This window comes from Hymenobacter ginkgonis, assembly GCF_009755225.1.
GTDB lineage: Bacteria > Bacteroidota > Bacteroidia > Cytophagales > Hymenobacteraceae > Hymenobacter > Hymenobacter ginkgonis.
Window position 1 is genome coordinate 271,273 of sequence record NZ_WQKZ01000003.1, and the last position, 16,290, is coordinate 287,562.

A 16,290-nucleotide genomic window follows, 5' to 3' on the forward strand; every position below is an offset into this window, starting at 1 on the left:
CCCCCAAGGGGCCGCGCCAAGAACCGCCGTGCCCGTTGCGGTGAAACCCCATTCGCATCGTGCAGAACCTTCCCTTATCTGGACCGGTTCTAAGTATACGCATAAACTACCAACTTGCCTACCCTGCGAGTTACTTTTGCGCCTAAGCTAACAACCCACTCTCCTTACTATGGCGTTTGACCTTGATATGATTCGGGCCGTGTACGCGGGCCTCGGCTCGCGCATCGAAGCTGCCCGCACGGCCGTTGGCCGTCCGCTCACGCTCACCGAAAAAATCCTTTACGCCCACCTCTACGGTGGCAAAGTCGGCGAGTCGTACCAGCGCGGCATAAGCTACGTTGACTTCACGCCCGACCGCGTAGCCATGCAGGATGCTACCGCCCAAATGGCGCTGCTCCAGTTCATGCAGGCTGGCAAGGACAAAACTGCCGTGCCCTCTACCGTGCACTGCGACCACCTGATTCAGGCCAAGGATGGTGCTACCGAAGACCTAGCCATTGCCAACGACGAGAACCGCGAAGTTTACGATTTCCTGGCCTCGGTTTCTAACAAGTACGGCATTGGTTTCTGGAAGCCCGGCGCGGGCATTATTCACCAGGTAGTGCTCGAAAACTACGCCTTCCCCGGCGGTATGATGATTGGCACCGACTCGCACACCCCCAACGCGGGTGGCCTTGGCATGATTGCCATTGGCGTAGGCGGCGCCGACGCGGTAGACGTAATGGCTGGTATGCCTTGGGAGTTGAAATTCCCGAAAGTTATCGGCGTAAAGCTGACTGGCAAAATGAGCGGCTGGACTTCGGCCAAAGATGTAATTCTGCGCGTAGCAGGCATTCTGACCGTAAAAGGTGGCACCGGCGCCATCGTCGAGTACTTTGGTGAAGGCGCCGAAAGCCTCTCGGCTACCGGCAAAGGCACCATTTGCAACATGGGCGCTGAAATCGGGGCCACGACCTCGGTATTTGGCTACGATGAGAAAATGGGCGACTACCTGCGCGGCACTGGCCGTGCCGAAATTGCCGACATGGCCCGCGCCCAGGCTGCGCACCTGCGCGCTGACGACGAGGTGTACGCCAACCCCGAAAATTTCTACGACCAGCTCATCGAAATCGACCTCAACACGCTGGAGCCCTACGTGAACGGCCCGTTCACGCCGGACGCCGCCTGGCCGATTTCGGAGTTTGCCGCCGCCGTAAAAGAGCACGGCTGGCCCGAAAAATTGGAAGTCGGCCTCATCGGCTCGTGCACCAACTCGTCGTACGAGGACATTACCCGCGCCGCCAGCATCGCCAAGCAAGCCGTGGATAAAGGCCTGCACGTAGCCGCCGAGTTCACCATCACGCCCGGCTCGGAGCTGGTGCGCTACACCGTAGCCCGCGACGGCCTCCTCGACACCTTCGCCGAAATGGGGGGGGTAGTACTCGCCAACGCGTGCGGCCCGTGCATCGGCCAGTGGGCCCGCCACACCGACGACCCCAAGCGCCGTAACTCCATCATTACGAGCTTCAACCGCAACTTCGCCAAGCGCAACGACGGTAACCCGAACACCCACGCTTTCGTGGCTTCGCCCGAAATCGTGACGGCTTTCGCTATCGCTGGTAGCCTCAGCTTTAACCCGCTTACCGATACCCTACCCGGCAAAAATGGGGAAGTGAAGTTCGACGAGCCAGTAGGCCTCGAAATGCCTCCGGCTGGTTTTGCAGTAGAAGATGCTGGCTTCCAGGCGCCTGCTGCCGATGGTAGCAGCGTACAAGTACTCGTATCGCCTACTTCGGACCGCCTCGAGCTGCTGGAGCCCTTTAAGCCTTGGGAAGGCAGCGACCTGGTGGGGCTGCGCCTGCTCATCAAGGCGCTCGGCAAGTGCACCACCGACCATATCAGCATGGCCGGCCCGTGGTTGAAGTTCCGCGGCCATTTGGACAACATTTCCAACAACATGCTCATCGGCGCCACCAACGCCTTCACCGGCGAAACCAACGCCGTGAAAGACAGCGGTACCCAGGGCTCGCCCTACGTGCCGGTTCCCCAAGCGGCCCGCGTGCTCAAGAGCCTCGGCATTGGTACCATTGTGGTGGGTGACGAGAACTACGGCGAAGGCAGCTCGCGCGAGCACGCCGCCATGGAGCCCCGCCACCTTGGCGTGCGTGCCGTGTTGGTGAAAAGCTTCGCTCGTATTCATGAAACCAACCTCAAAAAGCAGGGGATGTTGGCTCTCACCTTCGCCAATAAGTCGGATTACGACCTTATTGAAGAAGACGACCAAATCGACATCCTCGGTCTGACCACCTTCGCCCCCGGCCAGCCGCTGCAAGTGCGCCTGCGCCACGCCGATGGTGATACGGACCTTATCACCGTCAACCACACCTACAACGAAGGCCAAATCGGCTGGTTTAAAGCCGGCTCGGCCCTAAACCTGATTAAGCTGGAAGCTAGCGGCGTAGCGGTGTAAATTTCGTTTTGCTGCTTAGTTAAAACGGCCGCCTCAGGAAACTGGGGCGGCCGTTTTGATTTTAGAACAATTCAATTTCATGAAGTTAACAAATAGTATTAGCAGAGTTAGGCAGTTGACTTTGATAACCAGTATTTTCCTATTTGCCTTTTCCTTAACTCAAAATGCCTATTATACTACGGCGGACTCTAGAGGAGGGGCTGGTACACAGTCATTAAGTTTATTATTGATTGGTTGGCTTGGAATTTTCGCTGGTCAATTTTCTGCAATAGCTTGGCTAGCTAATCCCCTTTTACTAATAGCCTGGGTATTGCTTTTTGATAAGCCGATATTTGCATTAGTAGCAAGTGCACTTGTTTTATTCTTTATGCTTTCATTTTTGACTTTTGATAAAGTAGTTGTTAATGAAGCTGGTGGATTAGCAGAAATCACGCATTATGGCATTGGGTATTGGTTGTGGGTGGCGAGTGATGCAAGCCTAATTATTGGGAATGGTTATTCATTTTTGTTGAGAAAAAGGGCATTAATTTCTTAATGGAGATTCTCACTTAGCATCAGCTCTGGTTGGGTAAGCACTACTTTTTCAATTTTCATTTTACATGAGTGATTCTACTCGTTCGGCAGTGCCAATTAGCGGATTTATAATCACGTTGGTCGGCGCCATTTTATTTTCTACTAAAGCAATAATTGTGAAGCTGGCATTTGGGGCCACGCACACCGATGCGCTTACCCTGCTCACGCTGCGCATGGTATTCTCGCTCCCATTTTATGGGGTAGCGGCGTTGCTAGTATCAGGGCAGAAAACCAATGTGCGCATGAACCGCCAGGAATGGCTATTAGTAGCGTTTTTGGGGCTTTGTGGCTATTACCTGAGCAGCTTATTAGACTTTATTGGCTTGCAATATGTATCGGCGGGATTGGAACGGCTGATACTATTTCTGTATCCCAGCTTCGTGGTTTTTATTAACGCTATTGTCTTTAAGCAGCGGATTTCGGGTATTCAAAAGGGGGCGTTATTGCTAACGTATAGCGGCATTGCAATTGCCTACGTAGGCGAATTAGTAATTGATACCAGCAAACGAGGACTGTATTTTGGCAGCTTTATGGTATTCCTGTGCGCTATTACTTATTCCATTTACATAGCGGGTAGTGGTAAAGTAATTCCGAAGGTAGGAGCCAATAAATTCACGGCTTATGCCATGCTGGCGGCTACTGCGGGCATATTCGTGCATTTTGCCGTGGCGGGCAATGGGCAAGTATGGGTAGCCGGCAAAGCTTTGTGGGCCTATGGGCTGGCACTAGCGGTATTCTCTACGGTGCTGCCTTCCTTTATTATCTCGCAGGGCTTGAAAAGAATTGGCTCCAACAACGTAGCCATTGTGAGTGGAATAGGGCCGGTTTCTACCATTTTGCAGGCGCACTTCTTTTTGAATGAAAAGATTTTTGCGGCTCAAATCACGGGCACCTTGCTGGTTATAATAGGGGTGTTGCTGCTCAGTTGGAAAAGGAAGGCCGTGGCGCCGCCTGCCGCTAGCCTAGCCAGTGTTTAGCCACTTGGGGGCGCGTACGGTAGTTGGCGGGTTATATTTACTGCCACCTTACTTTAGCCGCATCTCGACCTGCCCGCATGGATTTAAAAGAGCTTGAAAACGGCGTCAATCCCGACGTACACTGGTATTATCAAAGCAAAAAGCTGCCGCTCCTCAGCTATACCCAAAAAGCTTTGGCCAGCGGCCAGCCGCTCACGATTGTAGATATTGGCTCGGGGTCGGGCTTTTTTGCGCTGGAGCTGGAGAAAAAATACGGCGACGCCATTCGCAAAGTATACTTGGTTGACACCGGGTATTCGGAGGAGGAAATGGCGCCTACCCGCGGCAAAAAGGTAGAGATGGTGCACGCCATTCCGGCAAAAATTGAGAATGGGCTGGTGATAATGATGGACGTGCTCGAACACCTCGAAAGCGACCTGGCTATGCTGCAAAGCGTGAAGGCCGCCTGCGTGGGCGACAATAACTACTTCTTTATCACGGTGCCGGCGTTTCAATCATTGTGGAGTGGGCACGATGTATTCCTGGGCCACTACCGCCGCTACCAGATACCCATGCTGCGTGGGGTGTTGCAGCAGGCAGGTTTTCGCAAAATCAGCAATTATTACCTCTACGGCGGGCTGTTTCCGCTGGTGTGGTCGGTGCGCCAGCTCGCCAACTTAAAAAAACAGGAAGCAGCTTCTAACATGCGGCCTTTCAATGCCTTGGTCAACAAAGTGCTGCTGGGCCTGACGTCGGTAGAAATGAAAATAGCCTCGGCCAATAAGCTCTTCGGCGTCACGTGCGTGGGCGAGGGAAAGATATAGGGTCGGGGTAAATGGCGGGGGTAGGCCCCACCGCTTAGGGCCGGCCTACTGGGCAGAAATGCGCTGAGAGGCAACCTGCGGAGAATTTTAGAGTTTAGCTAAACACCCTGCCATCCGGCGGCTACTCTACTTTTTCCCTACCCCCCATGCAGCACCGCACCCTCGGCAAAACCGGTTTTTCCATTTCAGAAATCAGCCTCGGCACCTGGCAAGTAGGCGGCAAATGGGGCGAACCCTTTAGCCACGATACCGCCGACCGCATCCTGAACGCCGCCGTGGATGCGGGCATCAACTTCATCGACACGGCCGATGTGTACGGCGACGGCGAAAGCGAAAAGGCCGTGGGCCGCCTCGTGCGTAGCCGCTCCGAGCGCGTGTACGTGGCCACCAAATGCGGCCGGCGCTTGCAGCCCCACACGGCTGAGGCTTACCAGCCGGCCGCCCTGCGCGGCTTCGTGGAGGATAGCTTGCGAAACATGGGCCTCGACACCCTCGACCTTATTCAACTGCACTGCCCGCCCACGGAGGTATACTACCGGCCCGAGATTTTCGAGCTATTCGACCGCTTGAAAGAAGAGGGTAAAATCCGCAACCTGGGCGTGAGTGTGGAGAAGGTGGAGGAAGGCCTGAAAGCCATCGAATACCCGAACGTGACGACGGTGCAGGTGATTTTTAATATGTTTCGTCAGCGTCCGGCCGAGTTGTTTTTCAAAGAAGCCCAGCGGCGCGACGTGGGCCTAATTGTGCGGGTGCCGCTGGCCAGCGGGCTGCTAACGGGCAAGTTTTCGCCCCAAACCACGTTCGATAAGGACGACCACCGCAACTTCAACCGCGACGGCCAAGCGTTCGATAAGGGCGAAACCTTCTCGGGCGTTGACTACAACACGGGCCTCGCCGCAGTTGATGAGCTAAAGAAAATATTCCCCAACCAGCCAGAATTGGCGCCGCTGGCTCTGCGCTGGATACTGATGTTTCCCGAAGTAAGCTGCATCATCCCCGGCGCCTCCAGGCCCGAGCAGTTGCTCTCAAATCTAAAAACTGAAGAACTACCGGCCCTGACCAATGAGCAAATGGCCGCTGTGCGCGAGGTGTACGACCGCATGATTCGGCCCCAGGTGCATCAAATTTGGTAGAGAAAATAAATTAGAGAAGAACGTCATGCTGAGCCTCGCGAAGCATCTTGGCAGGCTCGTTAGATGAAGCGGCCAAGATGCTTCGCGGGACTCAGCATGACGTTCTTCTCTGTAAATTAGTTTTTTGGCAATTTCAGGCGATACAAACGGAAGGGATAATCGACTTTGCTTTCGCCAGCGTTCCACTTCGGAGCGCGGTTTATTTGGGTAGCGGTGAGGTAGAGGTAGCCATCGGGGCCGAGGGCGAAGGTATCGGGCCAACTCAGGCGCGAGTCGTGCACCAGCGTTTCGAAGCGGCCCGCGGGCGTCACGCGGCGAATGGCGTAGTTGGGCGAATCGGAGAGGTAGATATTGCCTTGCATATCGGCTAGCATGCCGTGGCTCACGCCGGTTTCGCCTACAGTTTCGACGTGGCTCACCAGTTCGGCAGGGGGTAGGGCGGGGTTGGCCAAGTACTCGGTGCCGATGCGGTAGAGCTTGGTTTGGTTGATGGCCCGGTAGTAGAGGTACTTAAAGTCGGGCGTCAGGGCAATGCCATTGACGTTGCTGCTGAAGGGCTTACCCATTTTGTCTTTCACTTCTTTGCCATCGAGGCGCAGCACAAAGCCGGGTTCGGTAGTGGTCGATTTATCGCCTTGCAGCACGACGCGGCTCTTGCCCGTGCGCAGGTCGAGCACCACTAGGGCGGCCAGCACAGGGTCGGAGAGGTAGGCCAGCTGGCGGCGTGTGTCGATGCGCACATCGTTGAGGCCGGTACGCTCGCGGGGCAAATCCTCGAAGCGGTAAATGCGCTCGACTTTATTATCGCTAAGGTTGATTTTCAGTAGCTTAATGCCTGATACAACTGGCGGCTGGTCGTCGGGGTTCGAGGGGTCGAGTACCCACAGGTTGTCATCGGCATCGACTACGGCGGCCTGCACATTCACGAAGCGATTAGGAGCCTGCGTCGAATCCCACTGGTTCCAGAGGGCGTTAGGGTAGGGGAGGCGCTTGCCGTTTACTAGCTCCACCAAGCCATAATTGTAGCTGTAGTTTTTGTCGTTTTTCTTTTTAGGGAACGTCATAAAAATGCGCCCTTTGTGCGAAACGCCTACCCCAATGGGCTGGTAGCGACCCACCTGGGCTACTTCTTCGAGTGGAATCTTAAGGTCTTGAGCAGTAGCGGAAAGCAAAGGCACAGCGCAAAAAAGAACGAGTAAACAGCGAACGAACATAGCGTAGGAGGTGCCCGGCGATGAGGGGCCAGCGGCTGGGTTCCTACGGGCGGCCTTTGCCCAAGGTTGGTGGGGTAGGGGCCGCGCCATTTACAAGGGCTAGCCGCAACCTTCCGGCGCAGGGTGGGGTAGGATGAGCAGATTTACCGGGCGTTTGCCCTTTGGTTAAGCATTGTTTGGCTATGCGTTTGTCATTGTACCCCTTTTTTTTAACAGCGTTGGGGCTGGTCGTTGGACCCGCGCGGGCCCAACAGCCAGCCCTCACCATTGGGCACGTGGTGCGGCAGAGCCCAGCCCTCGACCAAATACTGGCGCCCGGCGCGCAACTCGAAATAATTTCCTCGGGCCACACCCACGTCGAAGGGCCCTTGTGGGTGCCCGACAGCAGTATGCTCCTGTTTTCAGATACCAAGACGCGCACCGTCTATCGCTGGAAGGCAGCCGATAATAAACGCAGTAAGTTCTTAGAAGCCAGTGGCTACACGGGGCGAATGCCTTATAAAGACGAGCCGGGCAGTAACGGCCTCGCCCTGGATGGCCGCGGCAATTTGCTGTTCTGCGAGCACGGCGACCGCCGCCTGGCGGCCCTACCCCTCGCCCAGCCCAATAGCGGCAAGCGCACCCTCACCGACAATTTCCAAGGCAAGCGCTACAATAGCCCCAACGACGCAGTAGTGGCGCCCGACGGCGCCGTTTACTTCACCGACCCGCCTTTCGGCTTGCCCAAGCTCGGCCCAAGCGCGCCGCGCGAACTACCCTTTACGGGCGTGTTTCGGCGCGCCGCCGATGGCCAGGTAACCGCCGAAGCTACTGACATTCCCTTTGCCAATGGCCTGGCTTTTAGCCCAGATGGCCGCACGCTGTACGTGTCGAATGCCGACTCACTGCGGCCGCTTATTCTGGCTTTTGAGGTGGGTAAGAATGGCAAGCTGAGTAAGGAGCGGCCTTTCTTCGACATGAAGAGCCTGCCCAAAATTCGCTTCAAGGAAACGCCTGATGGCCTGAAGGTTGATCAGGCCGGCAACGTGTACGCGGCGGGAGTAGGCGGGCTGCTCATCATCTCGCCACAGGGCCAGTTGCTGGGCACCATTGACCCCGGCGAAGTAGTGGCCAACTGCGCCTGGGGCGACGACGGCCACTCGCTCTACCTGATGGCCACCACCTTCGTATGCCGCATCAAAACGCTGGCCCAGGGCGTGCCGGGCCGGTAGAGGGGGGTATGGCGCAGCGGCAGCTTCGCGCTACTTTCCCTGGGTTTATAGCGTAGCGACTTGCGCCTCGCGCGCCTCGCGAGGTTTTTGCACCAGGTAGTAGTAGGCCAGAATAAGCAAGCCGATGGCGAACGGAATGATAGCCAAGTGCTTGCCATCGGTGAGGGTGCCAATGCGCACGGTGTCGAAGCCGAAAAACTCGCTGAGCATCCAGTACGAGTTGGCCGTAATCCAGAACACGATGGCCAGGTTGTGCGCCAGCTCCGACTTGAGGGCGCGCGTGCGCCAGGCAATGACGATGGCAATGCCGAGGGTAGGGCCTATCATCAAGATGCCCAGCGTTTTCCAGACCATGCACCAGCTGATGTCTTTGACGAGCCAGAACAAAATGTGGGTGTTCTCCATCTTGCGGTACTCGGCCGGAATGGCGTAAATTTCTTCGGCAGGCTGGCTCATAAAGACGGGAAAAGGGCGCAGGTTACTTTTGGCACGATTGCGTATTAGCAAGCAAAAATAACGCTCTCCCTATGGCATCGCTGCTGCGCAAAACCGTAAAAATAACCGGCTACACCGCGGCCTCGTTGGCCGGCATCGTGGGCGTGTACCTGGGAGTTTCGTGGGTGCTGTCGCGCATTCCGGTGGCCAAAAAGCCGTCGAACGAAGCCGAAACCATTCCGTTTTTCGTCTACTCCAACGGTGTGCACACCGACCTGGTCATGCCCGTCAAAACCAGCCTCATCGACTGGAGCCAGCAAGTGCGCTATGCCAACACCCTGGCCAACGATGCCAGCCTACCCTACGTTGGCATTGGGTGGGGCGATAAAGGGTTTTACCTCGACACGCCCACCTGGGCCGACCTCAAGGCAAGCACCGCCTTCAAGGCTGGGTTTTGGCTGAGTTCGTCGGCCATGCACGCCACGTTTTACGCCGAAAGTGAGCTGCGGCCCGGCCCCGAGTGCGTGGCCCTGCACCTGAGCCCCGCCGAATACGCCCGGCTTATCGCCTACATTCAGGCTAGCTTCCGGCATGATGCCGCCGGCAACGTCGAACTAATACCCGGCCACAGTTACGCCCGCACCGATGCCTTCTACGAGGCACACCGCGTGTATAGCGTGTTCTATACCTGCAACACTTGGGCAAATAACGCCTTGAAAATCAGCGGCCAAAAAGCCTGCCTCTGGACGCCCTTCGACACGGGCATCCTGCACCAGTACCGCGACCAGACGGGCCGCTAGCCCGCCGCCAACTCGCGCAGCACCTGGGGCACGCCAATGCTGGCGGGCTCCACCACGTAGCGCACGTTGCGCCGGCCGCTTACTTCGGGCTGGTGCGGGTCGATGACGACCACCGGGCAACCGGCCGGCGCGTAGTGCAGCAGCCCGGCGGCCGGGTACACTTGCAGCGAAGTGCCCACCACGAGCAGCGCATCGGCGGTGGCCACTATTTCGGCGGCTTCCTCAATGGCGGGCACCATCTCGCCAAACCACACAATGTGCGGGCGTAGCTGGCCGCCATCGGCCGCCAGGTCGCCCACCGCAATGTCGCCGGGGCAGTCAAAAATGACGTTCTCGTTCTTCACCGAGCGCATTTGGTCGAGGCGGCCGTGCAGGTGCACCACCTCCGTCGAGCCGGCGCGCTCGTGCAGGTCGTCCACGTTTTGGGTGATGATGCTGACCTGCCAGCCGGGCGCTTCCTCGAAGCCCGCCAGCGCCAAATGGGCAGCGTTGGGCACTACTTCGCGAGCCTGGGCGCGGCGCTTATTATAAAAATCGAGCACCAGCGCCGGGTTGCGGGCAAAGGCCTCGGGCGTGGCCACGTCTTCGATGCGGTGTTCTTCCCACAAACCATTGGTGTCGCGGAAGGTGCGAATGCCGCTTTCGGCCGATACGCCGGCGCCGGTGAGGACTACTAGGTGGGGCATTTTTTTAATGGTTAATAGATTAACGGTTAAGGGTTAATAAGCACGAAGTAACCAGTGCTAAGCATTGCCCGATACACGCTCGTATTGCCGCTCGGCAAACGAGCGCAGGCGATGAAAAGCGGCATCAACTTCGCGGGCGTCTTCGCTCAGCAAGTTGCCGTACACGACGCGGTCGGTGGCGCGCAGGGCGCGGCGCACGTCCTCATCCTCGTTGAAATGGGAAGCCAATTCCTTGGTGGTTAAAGAACTGAGGTTAGTGTCTTCGAGGCTCGATAAGTAGTTTTTCCAGAGTACTACGGCCCGCTCCACCACCTGGGCCGAGCGCGAAAGCGTGAAGCGCTCGGCGTGGCGGGCAAATTGCGCCAGGAAATACACGTGGTTTTTGCGGCGCTTGTAGAGGTTGTAGCGCCCGCGCCAGCGCCGGCCAAACAGCGCCCAGGCTGCGCCCGCCAGCGCCAGTAGCCCTACCCCCCCCGCCAGCCAGAAGGGGTAGTTGAAGGCAGGTTTCAACAGCTCCTGGCGGTTATCGGGGCGCAGGGGGGGGAGGGCTGCACCCGCTAGTGCCGGGGCCACGCGCTGAAGCTGCACTTGGGCCGGGGCCGGCAGCAGGCGCAGGGTATCCTGGGCGCCCAGCACTAGCACCGGCAGCTGCAAGCGCTGCACGGCGGCCAGCGAAAACGTGCGCAGGTGGTACACTACCCGGTCGAGGCTTTGGCCATTGGCGGTGCGGGTGGGTAGCCAGCGGCGGCCGGCGTACTCAAAGGGGCCAAAGTCGGCCAGCGAATCGGGAAATACCACCTCCTCGGTGGGGGCGTGTCGGTAGCTCAGTTCGTAGTCGAGCGGCTGGCCCACCTGCACCACCGCGCGCGAAAAGCGCCCCACCGGCGGGGTGGCGTAAGCGGTTTGCCAGCATAAAAACCCCAGCAGCCAGCCAGAAAAAATGAAGCGTGCCATAAGCCTTAAGTTAAGACAGCGCCACTGACATTAGCGCGGCGTTTGGCGGCATATAGTGCAAAATTTTGCCAGATGATGCGCGCACTTTTCAAGTCACAAGTCATACGTTAATCCCTGCCAATGCCTGCCTTAGCGCCGCTGCCGAAACAAGCCCACCAGCTGCGGCACAAAATCTTCATCGGTGCGCAAGGCCAAAAATCCTACCCGCTGGCGGCGGCACAAGGCTTGCAGCGCCTGCTGCCTATCAGCCACTTGCGCCGTATAGCGGGCCCGGAAGCCGGGTGCCGATGTATCGACCCAGCGCAACGCGCCGGTTTCGGCATCGCGCAGCGGCACAATGCCCAGCGCCGGAAAAGCCGCCTCCTGCGGGGCCACCAGCTGCACCACCAGCAGCTGGTGCTGGCGCGCCAGCATGGCCAGTTCGCGCTCGTAGTTGTCGTCGATAAAATCGGAGATGAGCACTACCAGCGTGCGGCGGCGCAGCAGCCCCAGCGCCTGCCGGATGCCGGCCGCCAAGCTGGTATAGCGCGAGACTGGCTGCAAACCGTAGAGGCGCTGCAACAGCGCATACGCTGCCCGCACGCCCTTAGCGGGGGGTAGGAAAAGCTCCTTTTGGTCGGAAAAAGCCAGCAGGCCCAGGCCGGCTTCTTGGCGGGCGGCCGATAGTGCCAGCAGCCCAGCCAAGTCGCGGCCCACATCGAGCTTGCAGGCGCTGCCGCTGCTCCCCCCAATGCGCTGCGAAGCGCTCACATCGAGGGCCACTAGCACTTGCTGCTCGCGCTCTTCCTTATACGTTTTCACGAACGTGCCGTGGCCCTTGCTGCTCACGGCCCAGTCGATGGCCCGCACTTCGTCGCCGTACTGGTAGAGGCGCACGTCGTCAAACTCCAGCCCGTTGCCGCGAAACACCGACCGGAAATTGCCCTGCAATTGGGCTTCCACAGCCTGGTGCATGCGTATTTCGAGGTGGCGCAGGCGGCGCACCAGCAAGGTGAGGCTGGCGGGTAGGGCCGAAGGTGAGGCAGCAGCGGGGGGCATAGGCAAAAAAGAGAAGACGCGCGGCTAAGCTACGGCCGGGGGTTATTTTTGAGGGTGAAATTGCTCCTCTCCTTTGTTGCGCCGGGGCGGTGGCCCTTGCTGCTGGCGGTGCTGCTGGCTGGCTGCGCCCGCCCCGAAGCGCCCCTACCCCCGCCCAATTTGCTGCCCGCGTCCGTGGTGACGAGCATCCTGATTCGGATACACCTGCTGGAGGCGCGCGTGGAGGGCAGCCACATGAACACCGATTCGACCCGCGCCCTTTACCAGAGCCAGCAGGTGCTCATTTTCAAAAAGTACGGCATCACGCCCGCCGACTCCAGCTTCCAGCACAGCTACCGCTACTACGCGGTGCACAACAAAGATTTAGATGAAATTTATGCGGCCGTAATCGACTCGTTGGTGGTGCGCGACAAAAGTTTGGGCGGCAACCCGGTTGTTGTGCATCCGTAGACAATTAGCAGAGGTAGAGCGCGTTGGCTAGTGAAGCTTGCTGCCATTGGGCACCGAGTCGGCTAGCGCAGCTAGCACCGTGTGGCCCGCGGCATCGGGCGCGCCCAGCACCAGCACCTCAGAGCGAAACGGCCCAATTTGCTTGGGCGGAAAGTTGACTACGGCCAGCACCTGCCGGCCTAGCAGCGTGGCGGGCGTGTAGTGGTGCGTGAGCTGGGCACTCGACTTTTTAATACCTAGTTCGGGGCCGAAGTCGAGCAGCAGTTGGTAGGCCGGCCGGCGTGCTTCGGGAAAAGGGTGAGCCTCCACAATGGTGCCCACCCGGATGTCAACTTGCTCAAAATCGGCCCAGGAAATCATGCGTCAGCAAAACCGAAATTTACGCGTCGGTTTCCACAAAATCGGCCAAGTCCAGCAGCTCCTGCTTCACTTGGGCTTCCCAGCGGGCTTGCTGCTCGTGCTGCAAGCCGTGGTTGGTGTCGCGGTCGTAGGCGTCCTCGGCCTTGGCCCAGGCTGCGTAAGCGGCCTGGCTCACTTGGTCGAAGGCCGAGCCTAGCTTGTCGCAGGGCACGTGCAGAGCGGCTAGTTGCTGGCGCAAGCGGCGAGCATATACCTCGGCAATGTCGAAGTGCAGCTGCTCGTGGCGCAGCAGGGCGGGCGTCATGCGCGAGGCATCGCGCACCCACGACGCAGCGGGGTCGAAGCTGGCCCGCGCCGTGCCCGAAAACACGTTGCCGCGGCAGCTAGCCCCGGTGTTGATATTGGCGGAAGTGAGGGCGGCGTGGGGCTCGCCTGGCTTGGCTTTGCCCTTGAAATCGGCCACCGTGAGCGGGCGGTTGGCCGACCAGCGCAACGTGCCGGCCGGAATCTTCACCGCTTGCGCAGCTACCGATTGGCTACCTGATAGGCTCACTACCAAAGCAAAAAGGCCTAGCAGCTTCTTCGTCATTTTTGCAGAAAATAAGGCCGGGCACTGGCGCCCAAGCTTTGCGGCAACGCCGGCCGGCCAAGCCATAGTTCCGGCCCCAGCAGGGGGTAGGGCGCTAGCCAGCCGGCTGGCCCTCGGCCACCACCAGCTCGGCTTGTTGGTAGGCTTCGGCGGGGGTGCCTGCGCCGGGGGCCGCGCTGCCCGGCGCGCTTTGGCGGCGAAAGCGTAGCAGCAGTACCCCCGCCACTACCGAAAGGCCCGTGAGCAAGCCCAGCCACACGCCGGGCGCGCCTAGATGCAGGCCAAACCCTAGCCCGTAGCCGAGGGGTAGGGCAATGGCCCAGTAAGCTAGCAGCGCCACCACCGAAGGCACTTTCACATCTTCGAGGCCGCGCAGCGCGCCCAGGCCTACCACTTGCAGGCCATCCGAGACTTGGAAGGCGGCCGCAATGGCCAGCAGCGTAGCCGCCTGGGCCACCACCGCCGGGTCGGTGTTGTACCAGGTGGGAATAATGTGGCGCAGCGCCAGCATCAGCAAGCCCATGGTGCTCATAAACCCGAAGGCCAGCCAATACGCCGCAAAGCCCGCCTGCCGGGCTCCGTTGGCATCGCCGCTGCCGCGCAGGTTGCCCACCCGAATGGTGGCCGCCGCCGCAATGCCGCTCGCCGACATATACGTGACCGAGGCTACGTTAATCGCAATCTGGTGGGCGGCTTGGGTGGTCACGCTTATCCAGCCCATCATCAAGGCCGAAGCCGCGAAGGCGCCCACTTCAAACATCATTTGCACACCGATGGGTAGGCCCAGGGCCAACTGCCCGCGCAGCTCGGCTAGGCCCGGCCGCATCCAGGCGGCCGCCTCGGCCGGGCGGCGGGTGCGCAGCTTTTCTTCGCGCAGCACGAACTGGGCCATCAGCAGGGCCATGAGAATGCGCGCCAGCAGCGTGGCCCAGGCCGCGCCCATCAGCCCCAGCGCGGGCGAGCCGAAGTGCCCGAAAATGAGCGCGTAGCATAGCAGCGCGTTCACCAGGTTACCCAAAATGGAAAGCTGCATGGCTTGGCGCGTCAGCCCCAGCCCTTCGGCCCACTCGCGAAAGCCTTGAAACACCATCATGGGCAGCAGCGATAGGCCCACCACGCGCACCCAGGGGGTAGCCAGCGCTACCACCTCGGGGGCCTGGCGCAAGTGGGGGAGGGCCAGCGGCAGCAGCTGGCTAAGGCCGGCCAGCGCCACGCCCACCAGCGTATTCAGCCACACGGCGCCCACCAGCAGGCCGCCGAGCGCGCCGGTATCGCCGCGGCCGTTGGCGGCGGCCACCCGGGGCACCGCGCCCATGCTCACGCCCAGGCCCAGCACCATCAGCACCGTGGTGGCACTTACGCCAAGGCTCACGGCGGCCAGCGGCACCTTGCCGGTTTGGCCCACCATTACCGAGTCGCACACGCTCACCAGGATGTGCCCGAGCTGGCTAAGCACGACGGGGTAGGCCAGGAGGAGGGTAGGGCGAAGGTGGGATTTCAAAACGTGGTTTACTAAAGTAAATGCTTATAAAAGAACGTCATGCTGAACGCAGGGAAGCATCTCATTCGCCCCGTTGAACAGTGCGAGCGAGATGCTTCCCTGCGTTCAGCATGACGTTCTACATAGCAATTTCGTGCGCAAAATTACAACCTTACCCCTCCACGGCCAGTACCACATCGGCAAAGTCGCCGGCGGCATCCTGAAAAACCTCGACTACCTGCAAGCCCGCGCTGGCCGCGAGCGCCTCAATTTGGGGCAGGGAGAATTTAAAGGAATTTTCAGTGTGAATGGCTTCCCACGCCTCAAACTCGAAGGCCTGGCCGCCGAGCGCCGCCACCCGCACGGTTTGGGCGCGGCGGCTCACCAGCCACGAGCGCATGGCGCCGGTGCTGGGGTCGTAGTCGGGGAAATGCTGCCAGTGTTCGAGTTGAAAATCAGCCCCCAGCTCGTTGTTGAAACGGTGCAGCAGGTTCAAGTTGAACTCGGCCGTGACGCCCTGCGCATCGTCGTAGGCCGCCCGAATGCGGCGCGGGTCCTTGCGCAGGTCGAAGCCCACCAGCAGGCGGTCGGCGGGCGTGAGCGGGGCCGCCAGCGCCTGCAAAAAGGCCAGCTGCTCAACCGGCCCAAAGTTGCCAATGTTAGAGCCCACAAATAGCACCGCCTTGGGCTCGGGGCGGGCGGCCAGCGTGGCCAGCGCCTCGCCGTACTCGGCGGTTAGGGGGGCGGTGGGTAGGGCAGGTAGCTCTTGGCGCAGCGTGGCCACTAGCTCGTCGAGGGCCGAGGGCGAAATATCGACCGGCACGTAGGTGAGTGGCGACGCGGCTGGCAGGCCAAGTAGGGCGCGTAGTAAAATCTTGGTTTTCAGGCCATCGCCGGCACCCAGCTCTACCACGGCCAGTGGTTGGCCTACCCCCGCCCCGGCGCGCAAGGCCTGGGCAATGGCCGCGCCCTGCTCCTCAAAAATAGCCAGCTCGGTGCGCGTGGGATAATACTCGGGCAGCGCCATTATCTGCTGAAACAGCCGGCTGCCTACCGTATCATAAAAGTATTTGGACGACAAGGACTTTGGCGTTTGGCTGAGGCCCTGCGCCAGGTGTTCGGCGAGTTGATTCAAAAT

General features: G+C 59.5%; 17 protein-coding genes. 8 read left to right on the forward strand and 9 right to left on the reverse strand.

The features are described 5' to 3' along the window. Positions 1–169: 169 nt before the first annotated feature. The 5 genes from GO988_RS12580 (at position 170) to GO988_RS12600 (ending at position 5,935) form a co-directional block, all read left to right on the forward strand. Positions 170–2,449, forward strand: a complete 2,280-nt coding sequence (locus GO988_RS12580; RefSeq protein ID WP_157565950.1) for an aconitate hydratase — start codon at positions 170–172, stop codon at positions 2,447–2,449. A gap of 79 nt (positions 2,450–2,528) precedes the next feature. Further along, complete coding sequence (locus GO988_RS12585) at positions 2,529–2,984, forward strand: hypothetical protein (protein WP_157565952.1); 456 nt, start codon at positions 2,529–2,531, stop codon at positions 2,982–2,984. Between the two features lie 64 nt (positions 2,985–3,048). Then, positions 3,049–3,999 (forward strand): DMT family transporter, encoded by a 951-nt coding sequence (locus GO988_RS12590; RefSeq protein ID WP_157565954.1) that lies wholly within the window; start codon positions 3,049–3,051, stop codon positions 3,997–3,999. Between the two features lie 77 nt (positions 4,000–4,076). Next, positions 4,077–4,802: a methyltransferase domain-containing protein gene (locus GO988_RS12595; protein WP_157565956.1), complete on the forward strand. Its 726-nt coding sequence runs from the start codon at positions 4,077–4,079 to the stop codon at positions 4,800–4,802. 146 nt (positions 4,803–4,948) lie between these two features. After that, positions 4,949–5,935: an aldo/keto reductase gene (locus GO988_RS12600; RefSeq protein ID WP_157565958.1), complete on the forward strand. Its 987-nt coding sequence runs from the start codon at positions 4,949–4,951 to the stop codon at positions 5,933–5,935. A gap of 116 nt (positions 5,936–6,051) precedes the next feature. Here GO988_RS12600 and GO988_RS12605 read toward each other — a convergent pair whose 3' ends face one another. Then, positions 6,052–7,113: an SMP-30/gluconolactonase/LRE family protein gene (locus tag GO988_RS12605; protein WP_317164858.1), complete on the reverse strand. Its 1,062-nt coding sequence runs from the start codon at positions 7,111–7,113 to the stop codon at positions 6,052–6,054. Positions 7,114–7,331: 218 nt separating this feature from the next. On the opposite strand from GO988_RS12605, the gene GO988_RS12610 reads away from it, so the two are divergent. Next, the gene (locus tag GO988_RS12610; RefSeq protein ID WP_157565962.1) at positions 7,332–8,360 is read left to right on the forward strand and encodes an SMP-30/gluconolactonase/LRE family protein; all 1,029 of its coding nucleotides are present in this window, start codon (positions 7,332–7,334) and stop codon (positions 8,358–8,360) included. Positions 8,361–8,405: 45 nt separating this feature from the next. Here GO988_RS12610 and GO988_RS12615 read toward each other — a convergent pair whose 3' ends face one another. Then, positions 8,406–8,816 carry a hypothetical protein gene (locus GO988_RS12615; protein WP_198172695.1) on the reverse strand — a complete coding sequence of 137 codons (411 nt, stop codon included), beginning with the start codon at positions 8,814–8,816 and terminating at the stop codon, positions 8,406–8,408. Positions 8,817–8,887: 71 nt separating this feature from the next. On the opposite strand from GO988_RS12615, the gene GO988_RS12620 reads away from it, so the two are divergent. Next, positions 8,888–9,595 carry a TIGR02117 family protein gene (locus tag GO988_RS12620; protein WP_157565963.1) on the forward strand — a complete coding sequence of 236 codons (708 nt, stop codon included), beginning with the start codon at positions 8,888–8,890 and terminating at the stop codon, positions 9,593–9,595. Here GO988_RS12620 and GO988_RS12625 read toward each other — a convergent pair. The 3 genes from GO988_RS12625 to GO988_RS12635 form a co-directional block, all read right to left on the reverse strand. After that, positions 9,592–10,281, reverse strand: coding sequence for an SIR2 family NAD-dependent protein deacylase (locus GO988_RS12625; protein ID WP_157565965.1), 690 nt, complete (start codon positions 10,279–10,281; stop codon positions 9,592–9,594). The genes GO988_RS12620 and GO988_RS12625 overlap by 4 nt on opposite strands. Before the next feature lie 57 nt (positions 10,282–10,338). After that, entirely contained in the window at positions 10,339–11,235 is an 897-nt protein-coding gene (locus GO988_RS12630; protein WP_157565967.1) for a hypothetical protein, read from the reverse strand. Positions 11,236–11,364: 129 nt separating this feature from the next. Beyond that, complete coding sequence (locus GO988_RS12635; RefSeq protein WP_157565969.1) at positions 11,365–12,273, reverse strand: DUF58 domain-containing protein; 909 nt, start codon at positions 12,271–12,273, stop codon at positions 11,365–11,367. Positions 12,274–12,327: 54 nt separating this feature from the next. On the opposite strand from GO988_RS12635, the gene GO988_RS12640 reads away from it, so the two are divergent. Next, positions 12,328–12,723, forward strand: coding sequence for a DUF4296 domain-containing protein (locus GO988_RS12640; protein ID WP_198172697.1), 396 nt, complete (start codon positions 12,328–12,330; stop codon positions 12,721–12,723). A gap of 27 nt (positions 12,724–12,750) precedes the next feature. Here GO988_RS12640 and GO988_RS12645 read toward each other — a convergent pair whose 3' ends face one another. The 4 genes from GO988_RS12645 to egtD all read right to left on the reverse strand — a co-directional run bounded on the left by GO988_RS12645 (position 12,751) and on the right by egtD (position 16,287). Beyond that, entirely contained in the window at positions 12,751–13,083 is a 333-nt protein-coding gene (locus GO988_RS12645) for a tRNA-binding protein (protein ID WP_157565973.1), read from the reverse strand. 19 nt (positions 13,084–13,102) lie between these two features. Then, positions 13,103–13,672, reverse strand: coding sequence for a DUF922 domain-containing protein (locus tag GO988_RS12650; RefSeq protein ID WP_198172699.1), 570 nt, complete (start codon positions 13,670–13,672; stop codon positions 13,103–13,105). Between the two features lie 94 nt (positions 13,673–13,766). Then, on the reverse strand, positions 13,767–15,173 hold the full coding sequence (locus GO988_RS12655) for an MATE family efflux transporter (protein WP_157565977.1): 1,407 nt from the start codon (positions 15,171–15,173) through the stop codon (positions 13,767–13,769). A gap of 151 nt (positions 15,174–15,324) precedes the next feature. Beyond that, a complete protein-coding gene (gene egtD / locus GO988_RS12660) occupies positions 15,325–16,287 on the reverse strand; it encodes an L-histidine N(alpha)-methyltransferase (protein ID WP_157565979.1) in 963 nt (320 codons plus the stop codon). Positions 16,288–16,290 lie beyond the last annotated feature (3 nt).